Source organism: Bacillus sp. ISL-46 (assembly GCF_018613205.1).
In genome coordinates, this window is record NZ_JAGGQR010000075.1 from 1 (window position 1) to 21,802 (window position 21,802).

At 38.7% G+C, this 21,802-nt stretch carries 17 protein-coding genes and 3 pseudogenes; 13 read left to right on the forward strand and 7 right to left on the reverse strand.

Translation table 11 applies throughout. The annotated features are described in order from the left end of the window. The 3 genes from J7E67_RS27505 to J7E67_RS27515 all read left to right on the forward strand — a co-directional run. A partial coding sequence (locus J7E67_RS27505) for a DUF2309 domain-containing protein (RefSeq protein WP_214733224.1) occupies positions 1–2,534 on the forward strand: 2,534 nt, incomplete at its 5' end. A 190-nt stretch (positions 2,535–2,724) separates the two neighbouring features. Then, entirely contained in the window at positions 2,725–3,090 is a 366-nt protein-coding gene (locus J7E67_RS27510) for a Na-translocating system protein MpsC family protein (RefSeq protein ID WP_214716313.1), read from the forward strand. Positions 3,091–3,188: 98 nt separating this feature from the next. Further along, positions 3,189–3,683, forward strand: a complete 495-nt coding sequence (locus tag J7E67_RS27515) for a carbonic anhydrase (RefSeq protein WP_214716287.1) — start codon at positions 3,189–3,191, stop codon at positions 3,681–3,683. A gap of 134 nt (positions 3,684–3,817) precedes the next feature. On the opposite strand, the pseudogene J7E67_RS27520 reads toward J7E67_RS27515, so the two are convergent. Beyond that, a pseudogene (locus J7E67_RS27520) lies at positions 3,818–4,052 on the reverse strand (homogentisate 1,2-dioxygenase); the annotation flags it as partial. A 149-nt stretch (positions 4,053–4,201) separates the two neighbouring features. On the opposite strand from J7E67_RS27520, the gene J7E67_RS31605 reads away from it, so the two are divergent. After that, complete coding sequence (locus tag J7E67_RS31605) at positions 4,202–4,666, forward strand: CBO0543 family protein (RefSeq protein ID WP_251027039.1); 465 nt, start codon at positions 4,202–4,204, stop codon at positions 4,664–4,666. Positions 4,667–5,078: 412 nt separating this feature from the next. Here the strand turns inward: J7E67_RS31605 and J7E67_RS32435 are convergent. The 3 genes and pseudogenes from J7E67_RS32435 to J7E67_RS27535 form a co-directional block, all read right to left on the reverse strand. Further along, positions 5,079–5,261, reverse strand: a pseudogene (locus J7E67_RS32435) (SulP family inorganic anion transporter); the annotation flags it as partial. Positions 5,262–5,284: 23 nt separating this feature from the next. Next, positions 5,285–5,881 (reverse strand): beta-class carbonic anhydrase, encoded by a 597-nt coding sequence (locus tag J7E67_RS27530; RefSeq protein WP_214716290.1) that lies wholly within the window; start codon positions 5,879–5,881, stop codon positions 5,285–5,287. 70 nt (positions 5,882–5,951) lie between these two features. Beyond that, positions 5,952–7,706, reverse strand: a complete 1,755-nt coding sequence (locus tag J7E67_RS27535; protein ID WP_214716292.1) for a SulP family inorganic anion transporter — start codon at positions 7,704–7,706, stop codon at positions 5,952–5,954. A 979-nt stretch (positions 7,707–8,685) separates the two neighbouring features. On the opposite strand from J7E67_RS27535, the gene J7E67_RS27540 reads away from it, so the two are divergent. After that, entirely contained in the window at positions 8,686–9,237 is a 552-nt protein-coding gene (locus tag J7E67_RS27540) for a DJ-1/PfpI family protein (protein WP_214733225.1), read from the forward strand. A 228-nt stretch (positions 9,238–9,465) separates the two neighbouring features. On the opposite strand, the gene J7E67_RS27545 is transcribed toward J7E67_RS27540, so the two are convergent. Continuing rightward, the gene (locus J7E67_RS27545; RefSeq protein WP_214716294.1) at positions 9,466–10,098 is read right to left on the reverse strand and encodes a histidine phosphatase family protein; all 633 of its coding nucleotides are present in this window, start codon (positions 10,096–10,098) and stop codon (positions 9,466–9,468) included. A gap of 174 nt (positions 10,099–10,272) precedes the next feature. On the opposite strand from J7E67_RS27545, the gene J7E67_RS27550 reads away from it, so the two are divergent. The 5 genes and pseudogenes from J7E67_RS27550 to J7E67_RS27570 all read left to right on the forward strand — a co-directional run bounded on the left by J7E67_RS27550 (position 10,273) and on the right by J7E67_RS27570 (position 16,329). Beyond that, positions 10,273–10,446 carry a hypothetical protein gene (locus J7E67_RS27550; RefSeq protein WP_214716296.1) on the forward strand — a complete coding sequence of 58 codons (174 nt, stop codon included), beginning with the start codon at positions 10,273–10,275 and terminating at the stop codon, positions 10,444–10,446. A 59-nt stretch (positions 10,447–10,505) separates the two neighbouring features. Further along, the gene (locus J7E67_RS31960; RefSeq protein WP_214733226.1) at positions 10,506–13,133 is read left to right on the forward strand and encodes a winged helix-turn-helix domain-containing protein; all 2,628 of its coding nucleotides are present in this window, start codon (positions 10,506–10,508) and stop codon (positions 13,131–13,133) included. 146 nt (positions 13,134–13,279) lie between these two features. Continuing rightward, a complete protein-coding gene (locus J7E67_RS27560; RefSeq protein WP_214716300.1) occupies positions 13,280–14,512 on the forward strand; it encodes an NAD(P)/FAD-dependent oxidoreductase in 1,233 nt (410 codons plus the stop codon). Between the two features lie 218 nt (positions 14,513–14,730). Next, positions 14,731–14,838: pseudogene (locus J7E67_RS32440) on the forward strand (zf-HC2 domain-containing protein); the annotation flags it as partial. Positions 14,839–14,856: 18 nt separating this feature from the next. Next, entirely contained in the window at positions 14,857–16,329 is a 1,473-nt protein-coding gene (locus tag J7E67_RS27570) for a DUF4179 domain-containing protein (protein ID WP_214716302.1), read from the forward strand. Between the two features lie 180 nt (positions 16,330–16,509). Here the strand turns inward: J7E67_RS27570 and J7E67_RS27575 are convergent, their stop codons facing one another. Beyond that, complete coding sequence (locus J7E67_RS27575; RefSeq protein ID WP_214716303.1) at positions 16,510–16,968, reverse strand: phage tail protein; 459 nt, start codon at positions 16,966–16,968, stop codon at positions 16,510–16,512. A gap of 296 nt (positions 16,969–17,264) precedes the next feature. Here J7E67_RS27575 and hprK point away from each other — a divergent pair, with 296 nt between their 5' ends. The 3 genes from hprK (at position 17,265) to J7E67_RS27590 (ending at position 20,457) form a co-directional block, all read left to right on the forward strand. Continuing rightward, entirely contained in the window at positions 17,265–18,200 is a 936-nt protein-coding gene (gene hprK, locus J7E67_RS27580) for an HPr(Ser) kinase/phosphatase (RefSeq protein ID WP_214716304.1), read from the forward strand. Between the two features lie 565 nt (positions 18,201–18,765). Further along, positions 18,766–19,974 carry a sensor histidine kinase gene (locus J7E67_RS27585; RefSeq protein WP_214716305.1) on the forward strand — a complete coding sequence of 403 codons (1,209 nt, stop codon included), beginning with the start codon at positions 18,766–18,768 and terminating at the stop codon, positions 19,972–19,974. Between the two features lie 201 nt (positions 19,975–20,175). Then, positions 20,176–20,457, forward strand: coding sequence for a DnaD domain-containing protein (locus tag J7E67_RS27590; RefSeq protein ID WP_214733227.1), 282 nt, complete (start codon positions 20,176–20,178; stop codon positions 20,455–20,457). A gap of 87 nt (positions 20,458–20,544) precedes the next feature. Here the strand turns inward: J7E67_RS27590 and psiE are convergent, their stop codons facing one another. Next, entirely contained in the window at positions 20,545–20,997 is a 453-nt protein-coding gene (gene psiE / locus J7E67_RS27595) for a phosphate-starvation-inducible protein PsiE (protein ID WP_214716306.1), read from the reverse strand. Positions 20,998–21,802 lie beyond the last annotated feature (805 nt).

The following is a 21,802-nucleotide window of genomic DNA, read 5'->3' on the forward strand; positions in this document are numbered from 1 at the left end:
AATCTGCTAGCAGCGTCATTGTACCGCTCGGGCCTATTAACACATTTGCAGCACGCAACCCCTGGGTAGGCTTGGAGGGACAACCGTTTGAAAAAATGGCACGCTGGCTCAAAGATACTTGTGATGTAGATATCTACCCCAATGATTCCGTATTTCAGTCTGCACGGGATCGAGGAGAGATTCATCAGGATTTTTTAGAAAAGGGATTTCAACATTGGCTAAACTCACAGTCTTTGGAGTTGCCGCGTGAGGTCGCAGAGCGGTTTTGCCGGGCTGCACTTTTACAGAATCAACCATATTCAAGTACTTTGGAAGCACCTGAGTTAAAAAGCATGGCAAGAAAACTAAACCGTTTTACATCCCAAATGACAGAAAAACATTCGGTCAAAACCTATAGTCAGCGCTTGGAACAACTGGGAAGGGTGAATGCAGCACACGAGTTAAACCGCCATATTATCAAGTGGTGTAAATTGTTTTTGGATAAGTCCCAGGCTGTCTGGTCGATGCCTAATCGGGAAGAAGGTTTCTATCACGCGTGGCGGAAACTAGTCCAGCATGACCCGGCACTTAGCCGTAAGGTACGTAAACAACTAAGTGAGTTGCCGGTAGAAGCAGACGCTGCCTTAATGGAAGTTTTGCTTATACTGGAAATTCCTTTCTCGGAAATCCAAGACTATTTTGAAGCGCATTTCCTTGCTTTGCCGGGCTGGGGGGGAATGATGCTTTGGCGCTCACAGCAATCAGCCGAAGAAACTTCACTGCTGCTTGAGTATTTAGCTGTACGAATTTCGATGGAATGGGCTTTAGTTAAACCCTGTCTTCCCTTGCCTGAAAAAAGAAATGATAAAGTAAATCTAGAACCATTAATTGCAGCTTGGGCGGAATGGGGGAACCTACCAATCAATGCTTGGTTACAGTTATCCTCTACAGAAATAAAGGCACGTTTGGCCCTTGCGTATCGTTTTGATAAGATTCTGCGCAATCGGCTTTTGCTTGAAGCATGGGAAAAAACATATGAAGACCAATTGAAGACGATGATTACATCCCAACAGCCTACTGTAGCGGCAGAAAATGTAAAGCCGGCACTCGCTCAATTTGTATTTTGTATTGATGTGCGTTCAGAGCCTTTTCGCCGCAAACTTGAAAAAGCAGGAGATTTTGAGACCTTTGGAACAGCAGGCTTTTTCGGATTGCCGATTGAAACCTGCGAGCTTGGCAGTAACCACACGCATAACTCTTTGCCGGTAATGTTTAAACCGCAATACAAAGTAAAAGAGTTTTCACCAGAGTTTGAATCCTTTCAACAACGGCATCAGGTAGTCAGTTCACTCGGTTATACATTTAAAACGATGAAACATAATTTGGTTTCCAGCATGGTGCTTCCGGAAATTAGCGGTCCCTGGCTCAGCCTGCAAACGCTGGCTCGCAGCTTTATGCCTCGGAGTGCAGGCCGGACATTAAGTAAATTGCTCGAAACATGGCTGCATAAACCATCCACGGAACTCTCACTTGACTATACGCAAAAATCGGAAACAGATCTGCCAATTGGATTTTCCGTGAAAGAAAAAGTACACTATGTACGGCAAGCACTAAAAATGATGGGACTCACCGATCAATTTGCACCACTAGTGGTTATTTGCGGACATGGAAGTCACAGCACGAACAATCCATATCGTTCCGCACTCGACTGCGGTGCATGCGGAGGAGCATCAAGCGGATTCAATGCACGGGTGCTGGCAGCCTTGTGTAATCTTCCAAACGTAAGGAAGAGCCTCGAAACAGAGGGAATTATCATTCCGAAAGATACCGTTTTTGCAGCCGCCGAGCATATTACCACACTTGATGAATTACGTTGGCTTTATGTTCCGGAACTATCAGTTGAAGCTAAGGAAGCATTTAAACGTGTCCAAGCGGAGTTGCCAAAGGTGAGTGAGGAAGCCAATGCCGAGCGGATTCCGCAATTGCCAAATCTCGGAACCCATCTCAAGAATCCGAAGGCTGAGGCGCAGCGCCTTTCAGAAGATTGGAGTGAGGTCCGTCCGGAATGGGGCTTGGCACGTAACGCTGCGTTTATCATTGGGGAACGCCGGCTGACCCAAGACTGCAATCTGGGAGGAAGAGTTTTCCTCAACAATTATAACTGGAAGAAGGATAAAAACGGTGCTATTCTCGCCAACATTATTTCCGGGCCGGCAACGGTAGCTCAATGGATTAACCTGCAATATTATGCATCTACTGTTGCCCCTCATTATTATGGCAGCGGGAATAAAACAACCCAAACCGTGACAGCCGGTCTCGGGGTCATGCAGGGGAACGCCAGTGACTTATTATCCGGACTTCCCTGGCAGTCTGTTATGAAATCGGATGAAGAGGCATATCATGAGCCACTGCGTTTGCTGGTGGTCATCCAAGCACCGAGGGGCTATGTGAAACGGATGCTGGACCACGATCATGCCTTTCATCAAAAAGTGAAAAACGGATGGATTCGGCTTGCGTCCATTGATCCGGAAGGACACTGGGAGAGTTGGTCTTAACCTCTTTCCCGGTTTATATATATATGTCCTTGTGTGAAGGCTGCTTTTCTTTCCGGCGCTTTTGTAGCAATGGTACAAAGCTTTCCGAAAGAAAGTCGTCACATGGGCGGAAAAGATTGTTTTTTAGAATATTATAGGCAATATTTGGCCATCTATGAATGTAACTTTGAAAAAAGGAAAAGGAATCGGTATGGAAAAAACAAAAGGAACACTTGAAGCTGAAATAAGCAAAGCTTTAACACATTGGGAGAAAAATTATCTTGGACGAGGCTCCGTATCTGTTAAATCGGATATCTTACGGGATATGGTGATTGTAATACTCCGCGGTATACTAACTGCTGCTGAATATACAGTATGTCTGGATAAAGAAGGATTGTTATCAGTAAAAGAACATCGCAACAGTTTAGTGGAATCCGGTCTGGATGATTTAAAAGAAATTATCTTAACGATAACAGGGGAAGAAGTAGTAAGTTTTCACACCGATATTAGTACACAAACTGGAGATCGAGTAATGGTCTTTAAGCTTTCCAGTGACCTGCAAAGCAAATTATGTTAAAAACAAAAGGATATGTTCGGACTCGCGCATTTTTCATATAAGAAAGAGTCAGGAAACTTATTTGGAACAAAATTCAAAACATTTATGGGGTGAATTTGATGTCTAGAGATGAAAAGAAAAAAGTACTATTTGTGATTGGAATGGAGCAGAAATTAGAACGATTCATTAAAGAAGAAACCAATGTCAATCCGGAAAACATGATCATCTTACAAACATATCAGCCAGTCGTTTCACACCCCTTCGACGATTTAATGAGGGACATCATTATTGCTGTGTATCAGGATAATGTTGAGGAAATCGTTGTGGTCTCCACAAATGATTATCAAAAGAATACTGGGGATATACTGAACAAAATATATAAAAACAAAGAATTACAGGACAAGATTCAAACATTGGATTATCTTTTTAAAAATTGCATGCCGGAATTTCCTGAGGGTACGGTAAGTGTATGGCTACATGGAGGCAAAACTTTAACGGATAGCGTACAAAAAACTGTCAACATCATACGCAATCATCCGCTGCTGCCGTCACATGTTAAGGTCAAAGAATTATATATTGATCAGGGGAATGAAAAGCTATCAGAAATTGTCTAAGAAACTATTGCTTATGTATATAATGAAATAAAAGTCTTAATTCCTCCAATTATAGGGATTAAGACTTTTTGTTTTGTATTTTAATTATTGTTACAGTAATTAAACTATTATTGAATTTATTGATAGCCAGCTGCTCATACTAACTCATGTGCCTTTTTCACGAATACAGCGGGCTGAATGTATCAACCATAACAGCAAGTTCCTGTGTTTCTTTTTTCCTATACTTGCTTCAATTTTTCCTGGATGTGGTAGACCGCTTGGATGAAGGGTAATCGATCCCTCTTCAATACCGCGGCGACTCATAAAGTAACCGTCCACATAATAAAGTACTTCATCACTGTCCACATTGCTGTGTACATAAGCGGCAGGCCTATTATCACCCAGGCTTTATTAAACAAACGTGCGCTTTTCCGGAAAGCGTCTTTTTTAATGGGTTTTATGCAATTGATAAAATCTTTTATCTTTACTTTGGTTATACTCATTGATAAGCAAAGTAAAGATAGGGGGATATTTTATCTATGGAAAGAATAATATTGTGGTCACTGCTCATAATCGGGATCACCCTATTGTTTTCTAGTTTAAGAAAACCACCAATCAAAAATTGGATTTTAATTTTTTCATTGGCCTCTTGTTTTTCAACGTTTTTTGGTGTCCTTGTTGTAGAAGAGAAAATGCTCGAATATCCAGTGAGATTTTTAAGTAACTATTTTAGTTCCAGCCTTCTTTATGAAAATCTTCTATTTCCAGTTGTTTGTATTTACTTTTATCAAACGACTTATCGTTCAAGATATCTCAACATTGTTCTACAATGTATTTTGTACACCACTGTTTTAACGATAATTGAGTTTTTTTTTGAAAGATATACCGAATTAATTAAATACCATACATGGACATGGATATACACATTTATAAGCACCTTTCTTCTAATGATGTTTATCCGTTTCCTTATGCAATTTATAAACAGGAATGAAAGATATATTTAAGGAATCTCTATTGCAAGGTTTACCATTTCTTTATCTATCTATTGCTTTTCTTTTAATAACTACGAGCCATTTTTGCAAATACGATAGATTTCTATAAGTGATCCCGACACATACCCGGCAAGCTAGGCAAATCAATCCCCAAAAAATGAAAACAACGCTTATAGGTCTTTACTTCATTACCATCTTTCTTTGTCACTTTTAATAGCTGTGTAGTAGATAAGACATTTAGATTTTTCGTTTTACTGTTTCCTTTTAATACAGCATGATTTGGAGCTAATTTCTGTTTCTGCTCTTTTGGTAGGTCACTCTCTCCATTTTTTGCCCTTTCAAATAGTTTTTCAACATCTTTGATCTCTTTTGCTTCGTAGATAACCTCTTCTTTAGCTTTTTTCGCCTCTCCCGAAGCAGAAGCCGACCCTCCAAAAAGAGAAACCATGATTCCGGTAATAATTGCTGTGTAGAGTCCATATTCCGGTCTTACTCCTTTAGCAATGGCAAAGGCCATCGCTAAAGGAATCGCTACAATACCGACGATCAATCCAACAACTGCATCTTTCTGAAAATGTCCTAAGTTATTCCCTCGAAACTTGCTAGTGGGGAATCATTTAGACACCTCACTTATAAGACGGGTATGTTTGTGCTGTTTGACTTTATATCTTTATATCCGTCGATCACCAAATCCAATTTTCCTGTTTCAGGATCAATCACCATCCCATGAACAGAGATATTTTTAGGGAATAATGGGTGACTTTTAATTAAACGGACACTGTTGGCGACACTTTCTTCTACACATTGAAAACCCGTCAGCCACCTGGACAAATCAATCCCAGCGTTTGTGAGAATATCGATCCGCTCCTCGTCAATTCCATTCTGTTTTGCTTTTTTTAGAATAGAGGATGCTTCTAGACCTACCATGCCACATCCATGATGACCGATCACACACACTTCTTCAGCCTTCAGTTCATAAATAGCGACTAGAATGCTGCGCATGATACTGCCGAAAGGATGAGAGATAATAGCCCCGGCGTTTTTGATTATTTTCGCATCCCCATTTCCTAGACCCATTGCTTTGGGGAGCAATTCCAGCAAACGAGTATCCATACAAGTTAGGATGACTAGTTTTTTATCTGGAAATTTTGTCGTCTTAAACTCCTCATACCGGTTTTGATCAACAAAATCCTTGTTGAAATCGAGAATTTTAGAAATCGTGGTCATAATTTTTTCCTCCATTTAATGATTTAGGATGTTTTATTAACATCAGCTCCCTAAAAAGGGGGATGTCCAATTAAATTAACCCAAGCTCACGTTTTGTTTTTCTTTTTGCTTTAGGGTTTGCTTCTTCTTTTGAGAGGGTTGAACATTCTGCAAAAGAAAAATGTTTACACCCTTTACATCGCTTAACATCCAGTTTTGAGAGAGCATAATTGATAGCATCACCTGTATGGGCAAAGAAATTTTCCTCACCTGCCAATTGATAAAAACCAGTTTTCTTAAATAAATCTTCCAATTGCGGCTGGATACCAGAAAATATTACTTGTTGGTTACTATCCTTGAATCTTTTTACAAGATTCATGAGGAGGGCCTCCCCAGACGAATCCACGATGGAAACTTTACTCAATCTTAACAGGAGCACTCTTGGTTCTAAACGCAAAATTTCTTCCATTTCCTCCTCAAACTGCTCGGTGGTGCCAAAGAATAATGGACCTTCTACAGTGTAAATATTAATTTGTGGGCAGTTTGAACCTTGCTTGACCATTTCGGGTTTTACTAGTTTATCGTTTGGATCCGGTAAAACCTTTGATACTTTTAACGTACTACTTATTCGGATGACAAAAACAAGGAGAGCTAGAATCAGACCTGCTCCAACACCTGTAGTTAAATCTATAAAAACGGTTAACAGAAAGCTAGAGATTAATACAAGCGAGTCCATCGTTTTTGATTTTAAAATATGGGCAAATTCTATGCGCTCACTCATATTCCATGCGACATACATAAGAATGGGAGCCATACTGGCCAAGGGAATGGCGGAGGCATATGGAGCTAACAATATTAACACTAGTAATACGACAACACCATGTATGACACCTGATATAGGTGAAAACGCACCGTTTTTAATATTCGTCGCCGTTCGAGCAATCGCACCAGTGGCAGGAATTCCTCCAAATAAAGGGGTGACGATATTGGCCAATCCCTGTCCAATCAACTCTTTGTTACTATCATGCTTACTGCCGGATATGTTGTCTGCTACTAAGGCAGATAATAATGATTCAATCCCCCCAAGCATGGCAATGATAAAAGCAGCAGGAAGGAGTTCAATCACTACATTGATCGTTAACTCAGGAAATCCGAATTTTGGTAATTCATTCGGAATGGCCCCATAAGTTGAACCGATGGTTGCTACCTGATTTGGAAAGAACAGTGCAGCAACAACAGTTGAAACCATTAATCCTAACAAGGCACCTGGAATTTTAGGCAAATATTTTGGTGCTAATATGACAATAGCTAAACATATACTTGCTGTTAAAATACTGTATATATTGATTGTATTTAAATTAATTAAAATTTCTTTCATATTCAAATGAAAGGCTTCTTCTTTTTTTAAGTTTTTAAGCCCCAGGAAATTGGCAATCTGGCCAGAAAAGATAATCACGGCAATTCCAGCAGTAAAGCCGATTACCACTGGACGAGGGATAAATTTAATATACCTTCCTAATTTAAACACACCCATAAGAAGAATTAAAAACCCTGCCAAGAAGCCGGCGATTAACAGCTTTTCATATCCAAACTGGATCACCACTCCCAATAAAACCGGGACAAAGGCTCCAGTCGGGCCTGCAATTTGAAATTTAGAACCTCCAAAAAGAGAAACAAGGATTCCGGCAATTGCCGACGTATAGAGTCCATACTCTGGTCTTACCCCTGAAGCAATAGCGAAAGCCATTGCTAAAGGAATCGCAACAATCCCAACAACTAACCCGGCAATCAAATCTTTTTGAAGATAGCGTAAGTTGTATCCAGAAAACCTTTTAGATGAAACCATTTATTACATCCTTCCATTTCTATATTGTATAGTTTTTCACAAGTAAAAAGGACAAAGCTAATTTCCAGTGCGACAATGTTTCATAACCTTTACTATTTCTTTTATCAACTTTTGAAACGAGAAATCATAGTTGTAAAAAACCTCCTTCAAAGACTTTTTTGTTACCCGGAATCATCATAGAAAAGAGTTATGTTAGGACGCTCTGTAAAATCCCTGTTGTCTCTTTCTATGTAGAGATACGCTTTGAGGGAGGAAGAGTTTCATTTTTTTGAATTTTGATACATATTTACCAAATTATTCTCTTGTGTTTTAGGGAAATGGTCCAAGAATTTGTTAAAGCAGTAAGAGAAATATAGTAAATTTTGGGGAGATGGTATGTTTTTATGAAACTCTTTATGCTCGATTTAAGGTTAACGCAGATGTCAAAGCTTGGATTTTCCTTGCATGCTATAATTCATTCCAGAAGAAGAGCTCCTTTATTTATCCGTGTAGCGCTATAGAGTTAAAATCTTGAATGTAACAGTTCGATAGCGCTAGTAAGTTAACATTAGCTGACAAATAATGTATGTGAAGAATCGTGCAGAGGATTGGGAGGTAAATATCTGACATATTGCCTTATTCCAGAAAAGGGCGCTTTTCTTTAATAAGAGGGCGTCTTTTGTATTGTTCCAGATTCTGAAAAAACACATTATAGGGATTGGATTATGTTAAATATGGAAGTTATTGTGAAGGTTTCTACTTAAACTATAGGGGGTGCTTTAGTTTAATATTTAGAGTTATCAATAAGCCGAAAATATGTAAGTTTTTATTCATTTCTTGCATGTTTTCGTCTTTCTTACATTCAAAAAACATACTGCCATAAACAGCATTTTTTAATTGCCAAATACATTTATTTTTGAATTTAAGGAAATTATTAGAAGCATTAAGAATATATAAATAAAGGCAAAAGCCTAATTTTTTAACAGGGGGAGTTTTTAAAGTGTCAAAAAAAGTATTAATCCTAGCAGGAGATGCTGTAGAGGCATTGGAAATTTATTATCCGTATTTTCGTTGTCTTGAAGAAGGCCTTAATGTACAAATAGCAGCACCATCAAAGAAGAAGCTGCAAACTGTTGTCCATGACTTTATCGGCTGGGATACTTATACGGAAAGCAAAGGATACTTAATTGAAGCACATTTAGCTTTTGAAGAAGTAAATCCGGACGAATTCGATGGGCTCATTATTCCAGGAGGACGGGCTCCGGAATACATTCGCTTAAATGAAAATGTTCCAAGAATTGTCGCGCATTTTTTTGAAGCAAATAAACCTGTTGGGGCCATTTGCCATGCAGGTCAGGTGTTAACAACCGTTCGTCAATACTTGGAAGGTCGAGAATTGACCGCCTATATCGCCTGTAAGCCGGATGTAGAAGCAGCTGGGGCAACCTATATAACAAATCCTCTCCATGTTCAAGGTAATCTCGTTTCGGGGCACGCATGGCCTGATCTTCCGGGGTTCATGAAAGAGTTTATTAATCTATTAAATCAGTAATACTATTATCTGATTATCACTTAGTAATCTAGAAGACACAATGGATAGAGATTCATGGGGCAGCTTAAGGAGTTGGGCTGACCCTGGTTATCCTGAACTATATCATATCTTCCAAGGTTTATGGCTGGAGCTTGAATGCAAGAGCTTGGTCCTGTCTGAATGCGGCTTTTTCCTGAATTTATGCTCTGGGATTGCCTTTCCTTAACCTAGTAGATTTATGATTGGATTTTATTTTAGGTAGTATTTATCTCTGAAAGAAGTGTCAGCAATCCTGTCTACATAAAATTCACCGTTCAAATATTTGACCACAGAAACACTGCAATTTTCATGGTGAGTATAACCGTTCATTTTTGCTAATTGCATTAAGTAGTTGCCTATTGTTACCCCATGTGAAAATACTAGAACATTTCCACCCTCATTTTTATGCTTATGAATGATTTCATCGATAGCAGAGCTTGTTCGTGAAAAAAGCTGTAAGTAGGATTCCCCTTCAGGTGCTGACATATTTAAATCGTTAAGACTAAATAATGTCTCTAGGATATTCCCATATTGAGCTAGAATTTCCGTTTGTAATAGTGATTCCAAAACACCAAAGTTCATTTCCTTTAGACGTGAATCAGTAATGATGGGGATGTTTCGATGGCCAATGGCATACCTAGCTGTATCTACTACTCTCTGGCTTTCACTTGCGTATACTGCTTTAAATTCTATATCAGATAAACCGATTCCTACAGATTTAGCCTGTTCAATTCCTTTATCTGTAAGTGGTGAATCACAAAATCCCTGTAATCGTTTCTCTACATTAAAATGGGTCTCACCATGCCGAACAAAATAAAGATTCACTTCTTTTTCAGAGGACACGCGTAAACACCTGCTTTGTATTGGAATTTATTGCTTGTTAAAATGAATTTTACCACACCTTTCCGGTAGTTTGTATATAAATACACCAAGCAGTGAAGTCCAACCAAGGTTTTGATGTATTATTTATAGAATAATAATTTATAGGAAATGTTTGTATGGAAAGGAGTTTTACTTTTGGAAAAAGTATGGGCAAAAATAAATGCAGTATTAATTGCAGATAATCCAGAGACATTTGTAACTAGAAGAATATCAGAAGTAAATCTTGAGTTTGGGGGGATTCATGGGGACCGCCACTTTGGTGTAACCAGAAAGGCTGAAACCACGGGGACGGTTCTCATGGTTTTATGAGGTTAGTGGAGACCGCCAGAACCGTCCCTATGGTTTTTATAGAAAGAGAGGATAGTGAGTTGGTTACTAATTTATCGACACATAATAATCGGGAAAACTTTCCGAACCGAAATTTTCTATTATCAACTAAATTTCACCTGCCCCACCCACCCAATCATCACCTAATCCGAGACAGACTCTACAATAAATTAAATGGTGCCCTACAATGCAAACTCACAGTGGTTTCGGCCCCACCCGGATATGGGAAGTCCACGGTCGTAAGTGATTGGGTCCGAGATCAACAAATTAACGCTTGTTGGGTGTCGCTTGATGAAGGTGACAACGATGTGCTTCGTTTTTGGGCGTATGTAATCGCCTCATTGGATAAAATCAATCCGGAAATGGGGGGTATCTATGAAACTTTATTGCAGCCGACGTTAAAGTTCTCTTACGAACAAATGATTATCAATCTGATAAATAGGCTGATGGACATTCCGGAAGAGGTCGTCCTCATTTTTGATGACTATCATCATATTGAAAGCTTTGAAGTCCATCAATCCATATCGCTTCTTTTGCAACATTTGCCAAGTCATATACATATCTGCTTAATAAGTCGGAATGAACCAGCATTTCAAATTGGCGCACTTCGGGCCAAGGGGCAAATAAATGATATTAACAGCAATGAGCTGAAATTTACGATGGAGGAAATCTCAGCCTATTGGCTCCAACAAACGGGGGTGTTCCCAAAACCGTCAGTCCTTCAGCTCCTAGCTGATTTTACTGAAGGTTGGATTGCCGGGATTCAGCTAGCTACTCTTTCCGAACGATCTGGTCAAAAGGATATCTTAAATCAGTTTAACGGAAGCCATCGATATATCGTTGATTACCTAATGGAGGAAGTCTTTCAACATCTGTCCGATGATCTGAAGTTATTCTTAATGAAAACGTCCATTCTTCATCGAATGAATAGTCATTTATGTGATAAGGTCACAGATCGAAGTGACTCTAGACAATTACTCATGCAAATTGAGCAGTCGAATTTTTTCCTGATACCGTTAGACAGCCAGCAATATTGGTATCGTTATCATCATCTTTTCGCTGACTTTTTAGCCACTCATTTGAAAAAGGAAATGCCAGATGCCTATAAATCCTTACATCTAAAAGCCTGTCATTGGTTCATTCAGTCTGATTCTAAGGAAGAAGCGATTCCATATGCGTTAACGGCTGAAAATTATGAGCTAGCAGCCGAATTAATTTTGAGTATTGTCTCTCCGTTGCTAAGAAGAAGGGAAGTAACAACGCTAGAAAAGTGGTTAAATCAATTACCCATACCGATTATCGAACGTCCAGAGATTTTAATTGTATTAACATGGGTAGAGATGCTAGCGGGTAAATATGCAAATGTAAGTCTTTTTCTTACAAAAATAAGGGCTGCTTTTTCAAGAGAGAATCATAGTGAACCAATCCTCCGTCTAAAAGAGGAAGTGGTAGTGTTAGAAAATTTTAATGCCTTATTATTGGGGGATTATGAGGGAGCCATTAAGTTATTACGCCAATTAGCAGAACGGGACACTATGCCTGACGTTAAAATATGGCTTGATTATGGAATTGAGTTGAATACAGGAGAAGTCCCTTTCGTTCGCGGGTATTATGGGATGAATGGAAGAGGGGAACAGTCCTACCTGTTCCATCAACTATACCATACATTTATAGTAAAGAATCAGTACCAGGAGACGGCATACGCTGCTTATCAGCGTGCTGCTTTTAGTGAAATTCATTTTGAACGAAATCAAGATGGGTTGGCACTTGAATACGCAGAGACGGCAATCAAGCTCGCGAAGTCATTTCGGTTAGTGGGAGCGTATGTGCCGGCAGTGATTATTAAATCAAAGATAGAATGTGCGAGAGCAAAGTCGAATAAATCCTTTGAGAGTCTTACTTTAGCAAAAGCATACCTAAATGACTTAAACTTGCAATCTAGTCATTGGAGTCAGCTTTTAACCGCACAGATCGTTCGATTTCAGCTTGCAAATGGTGAGATTGAAAAAGTGAATAAATGGGCGGAATCCTCTCGTTTTCAAGATCTAACAGAACTTTCTCCTAACCGGGAATTCGAGCTATTGGTCTATATCCTTTTTTTAATTAAAAAGAGGCAATTAAAGGAAGCCGAAACCTTTGGGAAATTCCTCCTAAATCAAGCAGAACAAAATGGAAGAATTATGACGAGGCTCGAAGCCCACTTCTATTTAGCCGAGATTTACCGTGGACTAGGAAATGGATTTGACAGCATCTCCCATTTGAATCAAGCATTGAGACTTGGCGAAGAGCATGGATACCAACGAATCTTTTCAGATATCGGTTTTAATTCGAAAGAATTGTTTCAACAATACCTTCAAGTGAGAAATAAACGTCACCAGTTGGAACTATTCTCAGACGTTTCACCTAACTATCTTACTTCAGTCCTGCGACAGGTTGGGATAGATGATCCATCTGAAGAGTCTAGTAATCGAAGCGGAGTTCACAGACTAACAGCTAGAGAAATAGAGGTCCTTCACTGGTTGTCCATGGGCTTATCGAATAAAGAAATTGCCGCAAAGCTTGTAGTAACAGAAGGGACTGTGAAAATCCATCTCAATCGCATTTACAGCAAGCTTGGAGCAAAAGGCAGAGTCGAAGCCATTCGAAAAATGAATCATAAAAGTTGGTAATCCACACGTTTATAATAATTAGATAGGGTTTGCCGCTTTTTGAACATATATAACCCTCACTATAACCTTTGTTAGATTAACAGCAACGGATGATTTGATACGATGGGGATATCAACAGCAAAGGCTGTTATAGGAGGTTACTAAAAGTGCAGAATCAATATGATGTGATTATTGTCGGCGGCCGGGTTGCGGGGGCTGCATCAGCGTATGAACTATCTAAGAAAGGCTACAAAATCCTGCTTCTAGAGCGAGGTCAATTTCCAAGTGATATCCTCTCCACCCATAACTTTTTTAACAATTCATTGCTTATGTTAAAAGAAATGGGAGTTCTCGGGAGGCTGTTGGCAACGGGTACACCAACCTACAATCGGGCGTTCATTCAATTCGATGAGGACATGATTGACGGAAGCTTTCCTGAGGTGGATGGAGAACCCGACTGTTTATGTATTCGCCGAACACACTTAGATCAAATCCTATTCGATCATGCGGCCAAACAAGAGAATGTAACGGCCCTTCAAAAGTTTCGTGTAACCGATGTTTTATTGGAGAATGGAACGATTACAGGAATTCAGGCCATTGATCCGAACGGAAGTACGGTTGAATTTAGAGCAAAAATGGTCATCGGCGCAGATGGTAGAAATTCTACTATCCGAAAAAAGGTAAACAGTGAGAAGTGGAAATCCGTTCCTACCGATTTTGCTTCTTATGTAGGCTATGTCAAAAACTTCACCCAAAAGGGAGAACGATGCGCGGAATTTTATAAAATAAAGGATAAATTAATCATCGCTTTCCCAACAAGCGATCAGCTGCATGTGATCGGGATTATGTTTCCGCTTGAGGACCAGGAATGGATGGAACGGTTCAAAGTTAATCCTGAAGGTGCTTTTCGTGCTCTCATAGATTTTGGTTTTGGTAATACTGATTTTCCAGAGCGAATGCAGGCGGCCAGCTTTGCAGGTAAGGTTAAAGGATTATTGGGCTATGACAATGATTGGTACAACGGAATGGGGCAAGGCTGGGCACTAGTTGGAGATGCCCTTTCCTTTAAGGACCCAGCCGTTGGTCAAGGTATGCATGATGGTCTGTACGGGGCACGAATTCTTGCTGAAATCCTAGGTCAGCACCAGGACTGGTCCAAGAAATGGGAGCAATTGGCCAACCAATACAACCAAAGAATGAACGAAAAAATGCTGGCAAGGTTTGAAATGGCCTGCCAATTTACGAAGAATATGCCATTCTCTGAGGAACAACACTTGGTCAATCGTTTAATTGGGATGAACCCAGACCTAACCCAAACCTTCCTAGGGTTTTATAATTATGCCAATGAACCGAAGGATTTAGAAAGTAAGATTCAAAGTATGATTGAGAGTAGCCGTTAGAAGGACTTTAGAATTAACAAATAAGGATGCATCCTCGGTTGGATGCATCCCTTATTTGTTGGTGTACTAAACGAAAATTTTTTAGACTAGCTTTATCATGGGCGACTGTAATATTAGTTGCTAGTGTTCGTACATTGCTGCAAAGTCAGTGATCGTATAAGTGACTGTATAGATTCGCTCCACGGAAGTCCCCGATCCCTCCGCAGATCAAACGGAAAATCAGCAGTGCCCATTGTCATGAGGCTCAAGAACAAATAATCGATTATTTTGAAGGAAATCTTGATGAAACAAGCAAAAAAAGAATCGAACATCATTTACATGAATGTGTTGGTTGTCAGGCGGAAATGAAGGAATTACAGCAGGTCATAGCTAGCCTTGAGTCCGAAGGTGAGAGAATTCAAGTTCCTGATGATTTTATGCGAAATGTGCGCAATAAAGTTGCTAAAAGCCAAGGCAGCAGACAGAAATCATATAAACAGCGAGCAATGATTGGGTTGGCCGCCACGCTTTTTTTAACAGTATTTGTTGGAACTGCCGTTGCCACGAATAGTTTTTCCAGTGTTATCGATTGGTGGAAGGATTTAAGCAACAAGCAAGACGAGCAAATACAGGGTTATGTGCAGCAGGGTTTAGGTGAGAAACTAAACTTATCAGTTGAAAGCAATGGGGTGAAGATGACGATCACGAGTGTCGTCTCAGATGATATTCAAACGCTAATCTATTATGAAATTGACGATCGAAACAAGGAAAATAAGTATATGATCAATTACACGGATGGACTGAAAATCGCTAATCAGGACCAGGATTGGAACTATGATGATGATCTATCACATTCACCTGTCACGAATCATCTTAGCCTCTATTCGGAAAAAGACCATGTTTTTAAAGGCCGAATAGGTGTTGCACCGATGTCCGCTGATAAGGGAACGATTCGGCTCGAGCTTAGTAAGCTTGAGAAAGTGATCAATACTCCTGGAGATTCAAACACATCTCAGAAAGTATCTGGTAAGAAAAAAGAATTTTTAAAGGGAGATTGGCATTTTGATATTCCTGTAAAAAAACATCCATCCATTGTCCATAATATTCACGTGGAGTCTGAAATAGATGGAAATCCAATTATTTTTGAAAAACTGACGATTGCTCCAACCATAACGGTATTATCATACCGTTATCATAACGAAAATCCAAACAGAAGGATGGGTCAGGTTAAAATTTCCAGCCTCGAAAATAAGGGGAAGTATGTTTATGATCAACTAGGATTGGGCGGATATGTGGGAACCGAAGGCTATGAATCTGGCTGGAATTCAGCGGAGGCAACATTTGAATCGCTTTATTTCGAAAAACCTACAGATGTCAAGATTCACATAGGTAGTGCTACATTTTCTGTCATCAAGCAGGCGAAGTTTGCGATTGATAGTTCAAAATCATTGCCACAGTCTTTCGAGTATTTAGGGAATCAAATAACGATAAAGCAAATGGAAGTCGGTAATCCGACGAAAATTGTCATGACGGAAGAGCTGGACCCGAAGAGGAACTACGAAATGCTCGATTATCGTTTTTATGACAAAGACGGGTACGGATCAAGCGGGGCGAATGTCGATGGATATTACATCGATAAAAAGGGTGATAAATACAAACTAAATGAAAATTTTTATCGTCTAAATGAGCTTGATCATCCACGATTCTTCTCTACTGAGCATCATATCGAGTTGTCACGTGAGAATAAACAAGAGCATTATGTACCAGTTGGGATAGAAATTGAAGGCTATACAGTCACTTCATTTTACGATAAAGTGGTTAAAATTTCATTGGAATAAGAGAAAAGGTGCCTGACACCCGCTGCATGAACACATTACGCATTGGGGGTCAAGCACCTGTTTTTCTTAGTCAATATTGTTTCTCCATCCACGCATCCATGTATGCCTGATTCCAGCGTAGATGACACAGACAGCAATAGCTGGATTCCTCCACTTGCGCTTTTGCTTACTTTAATATTCTCATTTAATTACAAAAAACGAGCCCCGAATTGTTCCAGCTAGTTTAGATTTCTGCCTAGCAAACTTAAACTTCCCTTCTAACTCCTTTGGTACCTCCATCCCCTCAGAAAGCTTAAAACCAACGGCCCGCTTCGGCTTAGGGCCATCAACCGTATACATGACGTTGACCTCAAGACCATCCTCATAAAAGACGTAGGCCATTTTGATATTTTCCACTTGAAAACGCGACGTTTCTAAAGGTTTGGCCGCAAACTCAATATCACGTTCATCTTTCAAAATTCGGTTCACATAATCAAGGGTCTCCCGGCTTTCGCTAGCTGGTACAACCGTAAATTCATGCTTGTATTTGTTCATAAAGTAACGGGCTTCATTAGCACGTAAACCAGCAAGCGCTTCTACTACAGGTGAAGACTCTAAACCAACCGTAGACACATTTTTAAAATCAACGATATAGGACATTTCCAACCTTCCTTTTCTCTCTTTATTTCCGAACAACAGGAATCTACATTTCATAAAAAAATTAAGCCATTCTTCAAGTTGTTTCTTTTGACTAGTATTAACAAATGACTAGTATTAACAAATGACTAGTATTAACAAACACCTCTTTAATATTCGACGTTGTTGCGTTAAAGCCCTTCATTTCGAGGAATTGAAACCATACCAAATAATTGGAATCATTTCGTAAATGGATGACGATTCCTCTTTTCTTAAGTATAATTCAACTATAGATAGGCTATTAGGACGGTGAATATAAGGTGAAAAAAATAACAGTCGAAAACTTAGTTCGGAAGTTTTCATTGAAAGTAGTAGCTGGGGAAAATCAACTGCAGAAAATGATTACGCAATCACGTGTGCATCGCCCTGGCTTGGAATTTGTTGGCCATTTTGATTTTTTTCCGATGGAACGAGTTCAAATTCTAGGAAAAAAGGAAATTACCTATTTACATAAGTTAAGTAAAGAGGAACGTAAAATAAGAATCGGAAATATCGTTCACTATCACCCGCCATGTTTTATTGTTACGGCTGGAGAAGAAGGACTTACCTATTTAACTCACCATTGTGTTGAACAGGGTATACCCTTGTTACTAACAAACAAGCCTGAGACAACTTCAGAGTTTATAACCAAATTGGATACCTATTTGGTGAAGGAATTAGCACCAGAAATGACGGTTCATGGAGTTTGTATGAATGTGTCTGGCATTGGAATTTTACTTCGCGGTAATTCAGGGGTAGGGAAAAGTGAAACAGCTCATACGTTAATTCGTCGAGGATACCGGTTGGTTGCTGATGATATTGTTGTCCTGAAGAAGCTTGGCCCGCAAACCATTCTCGGTACACATGATGAAAAAACCAAGGAATTTTTGGCGCTTCGTAGTATTGGGTTGTTGAATGTGGTTCGCTTATACGGTCGTAAAGCTTTCCAAGATGAATCACGAATTGTGCTTGATATTAATTTAACGAAATGGCAAAAAGATGACTTGAATAATGAACTGGACCAGGAACTTCAATTTATAGAATATATGGGTGTTAAGATTCCATCTATCGAAATTCAACTCCAGCCTGGACGTGATGTGGCGGGGTTAATTGAGGCTGCAGCTAATAATTGGTATTTAAGGCAGCAAGGATACAGCGCAGCAGAAGAGTTCATGAGCAGGATTGAGGCCGATATTTCGAATTCTAATATGGAATAACTATTGAAGAAGAACGCCACGGTGACGGTTCTCATGGTTTTATTGAGGTTAGTGCCGACCGCAAGAACCGTCCAACCGTCCCCATGGTCTTTTTTATTTATCAAAAAGCAGCGTAAAACCCCTAGCTTCAGCTATGGGGATACTCATCGATAAAACGATAATAAAATGTAGAACGATTAATCTTTGCTTCCACTGTAATATCAGTTATGGATATTTCATCAAAATTCTTTCGCTTTGATACGTCAAAAATGCATCAATAATGTATTGTCGAGTGCGTTGAATACGCGGATCCTGTTTTTTCATCCTATCACCCACCCCAACGAACAAAGTTTAGATTTGTTTGTTTTTTATAAATATGCTAACAAATTATAAACTTTTTCAATAGTTGTTGGAATAGAATTAAATCACTTCTAATAAACCCATAGCATACTTAGCTTGCACATTTCTCAATTTTCATAACAAAATTTAATTAATAAAAAAATAATATGATATTATAAAAATAGGTAAATTAGCACTATAGTATTGTCTTATAACGTAGTATTGAGATCAAATAAAAGGAGTAGGTATGAAGGGATTTTATACTCATATAAATAAAAAGTTATATTATTTTACGATATTAATCATAATAGCCATTATGATAATGGGTTTGTTAATGGGTAATCCACGTTTTGGCAAGTTTGATGCGGGTTATATTTTCCATAGTGGACTTGTTGTCATTCTATCTGCCTGTTTATTGCTTTATCCTAAATATATCACTCATGTTTTTAGACTGATCATCATTACAGTTGCGTCCGTTTACTTTTATGCGCTGTTCTTTTTATATCCAGATACTTGGTCCACCTTTATTTTTCTATGTTTTATTCCAGCCATCGCGATTCTGTTTTTTGATTCAAAGCTCTTTTATTTTTCTTTACTATTAAACAGTGTGTCCATCATTTTTACATTTAGTTATATTATGCTTATTGATCAAGGATATCCCTATATCAAGCAGGATTTAATAGGAAATGTTATCAACTTTATCGGGAGTCAAGTGATTATCTATTTTATTTTTTATTTAACGCAAGGAAGAATTAAGAAACAGCAATTATATTATGAACAAATTCAGCATTCAGAGCGTTTGAAGACAACTGGACAACTAGCAGCTGCTGTTGCACATGAAATTAGAAATCCTTTGACCGTTGTGAAAGGTTTTTTACAGTTATACCAAAAAGACGCTGGATTTAGTGATGATATAAAAGGAAATTTTACATTGATGATTGATGAACTAAATATTGCTGAACAGGTAATTACTCAATTTTTATCTATAGCGAAGCCAAATAAGGAAACAGAAGTAGAAACAGTCAATTTAAAGGTTGTTCTTCAGAATGTAACCGATCTACTTCATTCGTATGGGCTTTTACATGATAATAAGATTGAATTAATTAGGGTGGAAGATTGCTATATCGCTGCTAACAACATAGAGTTTAAACAATTATTAATAAATATTATAAAAAATGCCATTGAGGCCTCGAAAATTGGTGATTCTGTTATTGTATCAGCTAGTAGGGAAAAAGATTTCGTCGAGATTAAGGTAGTTGATTATGGACAGGGGATGTCAGAAGCGGAAATTAAGTCCCTTGGTACTCCTTTTTATTCTTTAAAAATTAAAGGGACCGGATTAGGTATGATGGTTTGCTATAATATTGCTGCAAAATATAAAGGAACCATTGACTTCCAAAGTACTAAAGGTGAAGGAACTACCGTCACTATACGCTTTCCATCAAAAAATTACTGAATCCAGAGGGTCGGTTCTTATGGTTTTATAATGAGGTTAGTGCCAACCACAAGAACCGTCACCGTGGTCCAGTCAGGGTTCAGCCAATCGTAATGTAGGATTTCCTCATCTTGAAAGACATAGCGGAAGGGACGAAATTAATAAGAGTGTCATGGCTGTAAGAGAACACAATGGAGGCATATGATTCTACAGTAAAGAATCATGATATTAACTTGGTTAGATGATTCTAGCTTTTTACAGCCGAAAGATGTGATTTTAAAAGCGATGAATATTGCGTGTGCCAATAACAAGCGAAGGCTGAGCTATGTGGTTGGGATTCTGAAAAACTGGAAAAATGACTCATTACTAACCGTAAAAGAAATTGATTCCTATCACGAGAACCAAAAATCCGTACCCAAGCATAGGCCATCAGCCGAATCGTTTCCTACCGGAAGAGCTATTCCGAGTGGATTTGTACTTGACCTTACGGCAGGTGAAGAGTGATGAGAATAGCTGGAATGGGCCATGGGGACGGTTCCTATGGTCAGCACTAACGCATTAAAAACCATGAGATCCGTCCCTGTAGAGGCTTCAAACATTATTTTTTTTAAAGAACCATTTACTATCAGGTCTTTCACGAGGAGTTAGATTAATAATAAAATACCCAATAATCAGGATTAAGATGACCAGTGAATAAAGCATTGTATTTACAGGCTGCTCGTGGTCAACGATAATTATTCTTACCATTGCGGTGATGCCTATATATATAAAATATCTAATAGGGAAATGGTATTCTTCTTTAAAGTATTTAACAATCATCGTAATAAACTCAAAATATAAAAAGAAGATGAGTATATTGTCCAAAAAAAGTTTATAGTCGTCGCTGCCACTTTCTATCAAAATATGACTGAAAATGATTAATTCCTTAACTAGTAAAATCGATAGAATAATTGCTAAAAAAATGAGAGAAATATTTAAAAATACCTGGAGAATCTTAGGTATAATGCATAAAACAAAAGTAAAATCCTTTTTTACCTTTAACATACAAACCATCCTCTCACTTTTTTAGGTTTTGTTTTAATAAAACTTGATTAGAGAATAATCTACGATGTAGTTATATACTATTTTTAATTTTATGAAAAATCAAGATATTATTATCGATCTTTCCATAACTAGAATTTTCCCCAACTAATTAAAACGTTTTCAATTTTAAGGGCTATCGACAAAATTGACAGCCAAATGTTCTTCCCTTTATATACGATCTTTTCCGAAAGGGATAGCAGCCCGACTAGTTTTAAATTTGCCGTTTGGAATGAGGTAGCAATCGATTATCAGAATGAGAAACCTGCCAAAAAAGAGTTATGCCCCATTTAGGCACACCACTGATTCAGCCTCCAGTGTTACAGTGCCCGAGTGAGAGCTTTTTTTCATTCGAACGGTCGCTCTAACGGTGTTACAGTGCCCGAGTAAGAGCTTTTTTTCATCGAACGGTCACTCTAACGGTGTTACAGTGCCCGAGTGAGAGCTTTTTTTCATCGAACGGTCGCTCTAACGGTGTTACAGTGCCCGAGTGAGAGTCTTGATTCATCGAACGGTCACTCTAATGGTGTTACAGTGCCCAGTTGAATGCTTTTTTTTCGAGGCGTGACAGGCACTGAATCTACGAATCACACCCTAATTTTAGAATGAAAACATCCGTCATCAAAAGTTTTTCGACCCTTACAAACTTCAACGCTTCCGTCGCAATGCCATGTCTTTCATCCATTTATACGTATAAGAAAAGGTCTTTTTTTTACATCAAATTAATATAATGACAAAGTTAACTTTTTCTAGAGGTGAATATTTTGGA

What these genes read in the sequence shown, in the direction of transcription:
- J7E67_RS27515 (WP_214716287.1), top strand. Translation starts at nt 3,189, where the DNA reads ATGTCTAGAGATGAAAAGAAAAAAGTACTATTTGTGATTGGAATGGAG.
- J7E67_RS27575 (WP_214716303.1), bottom strand. Translation starts at nt 16,968, where the DNA reads ATGTCCTATATCGTTGATTTTAAAAATGTGTCTACGGTTGGTTTAGAG.
- J7E67_RS27535 (WP_214716292.1), bottom strand. Translation starts at nt 7,706, where the DNA reads ATGGTTTCATCTAAAAGGTTTTCTGGATACAACTTACGCTATCTTCAA.
- J7E67_RS27585 (WP_214716305.1), top strand. Translation starts at nt 18,766, where the DNA reads ATGAAGGGATTTTATACTCATATAAATAAAAAGTTATATTATTTTACG.
- J7E67_RS27530 (WP_214716290.1), bottom strand. Translation starts at nt 5,881, where the DNA reads ATGACCACGATTTCTAAAATTCTCGATTTCAACAAGGATTTTGTTGAT.
- psiE (WP_214716306.1), bottom strand. Translation starts at nt 20,997, where the DNA reads ATGTTAAAGGTAAAAAAGGATTTTACTTTTGTTTTATGCATTATACCT.
- J7E67_RS27590 (WP_214733227.1), top strand. Translation starts at nt 20,176, where the DNA reads ATGATATTAACTTGGTTAGATGATTCTAGCTTTTTACAGCCGAAAGAT.
- J7E67_RS31605 (WP_251027039.1), top strand. Translation starts at nt 4,202, where the DNA reads ATGGAAAGAATAATATTGTGGTCACTGCTCATAATCGGGATCACCCTA.
- J7E67_RS27510 (WP_214716313.1), top strand. Translation starts at nt 2,725, where the DNA reads ATGGAAAAAACAAAAGGAACACTTGAAGCTGAAATAAGCAAAGCTTTA.
- J7E67_RS27570 (WP_214716302.1), top strand. Translation starts at nt 14,857, where the DNA reads ATGAAGGAATTACAGCAGGTCATAGCTAGCCTTGAGTCCGAAGGTGAG.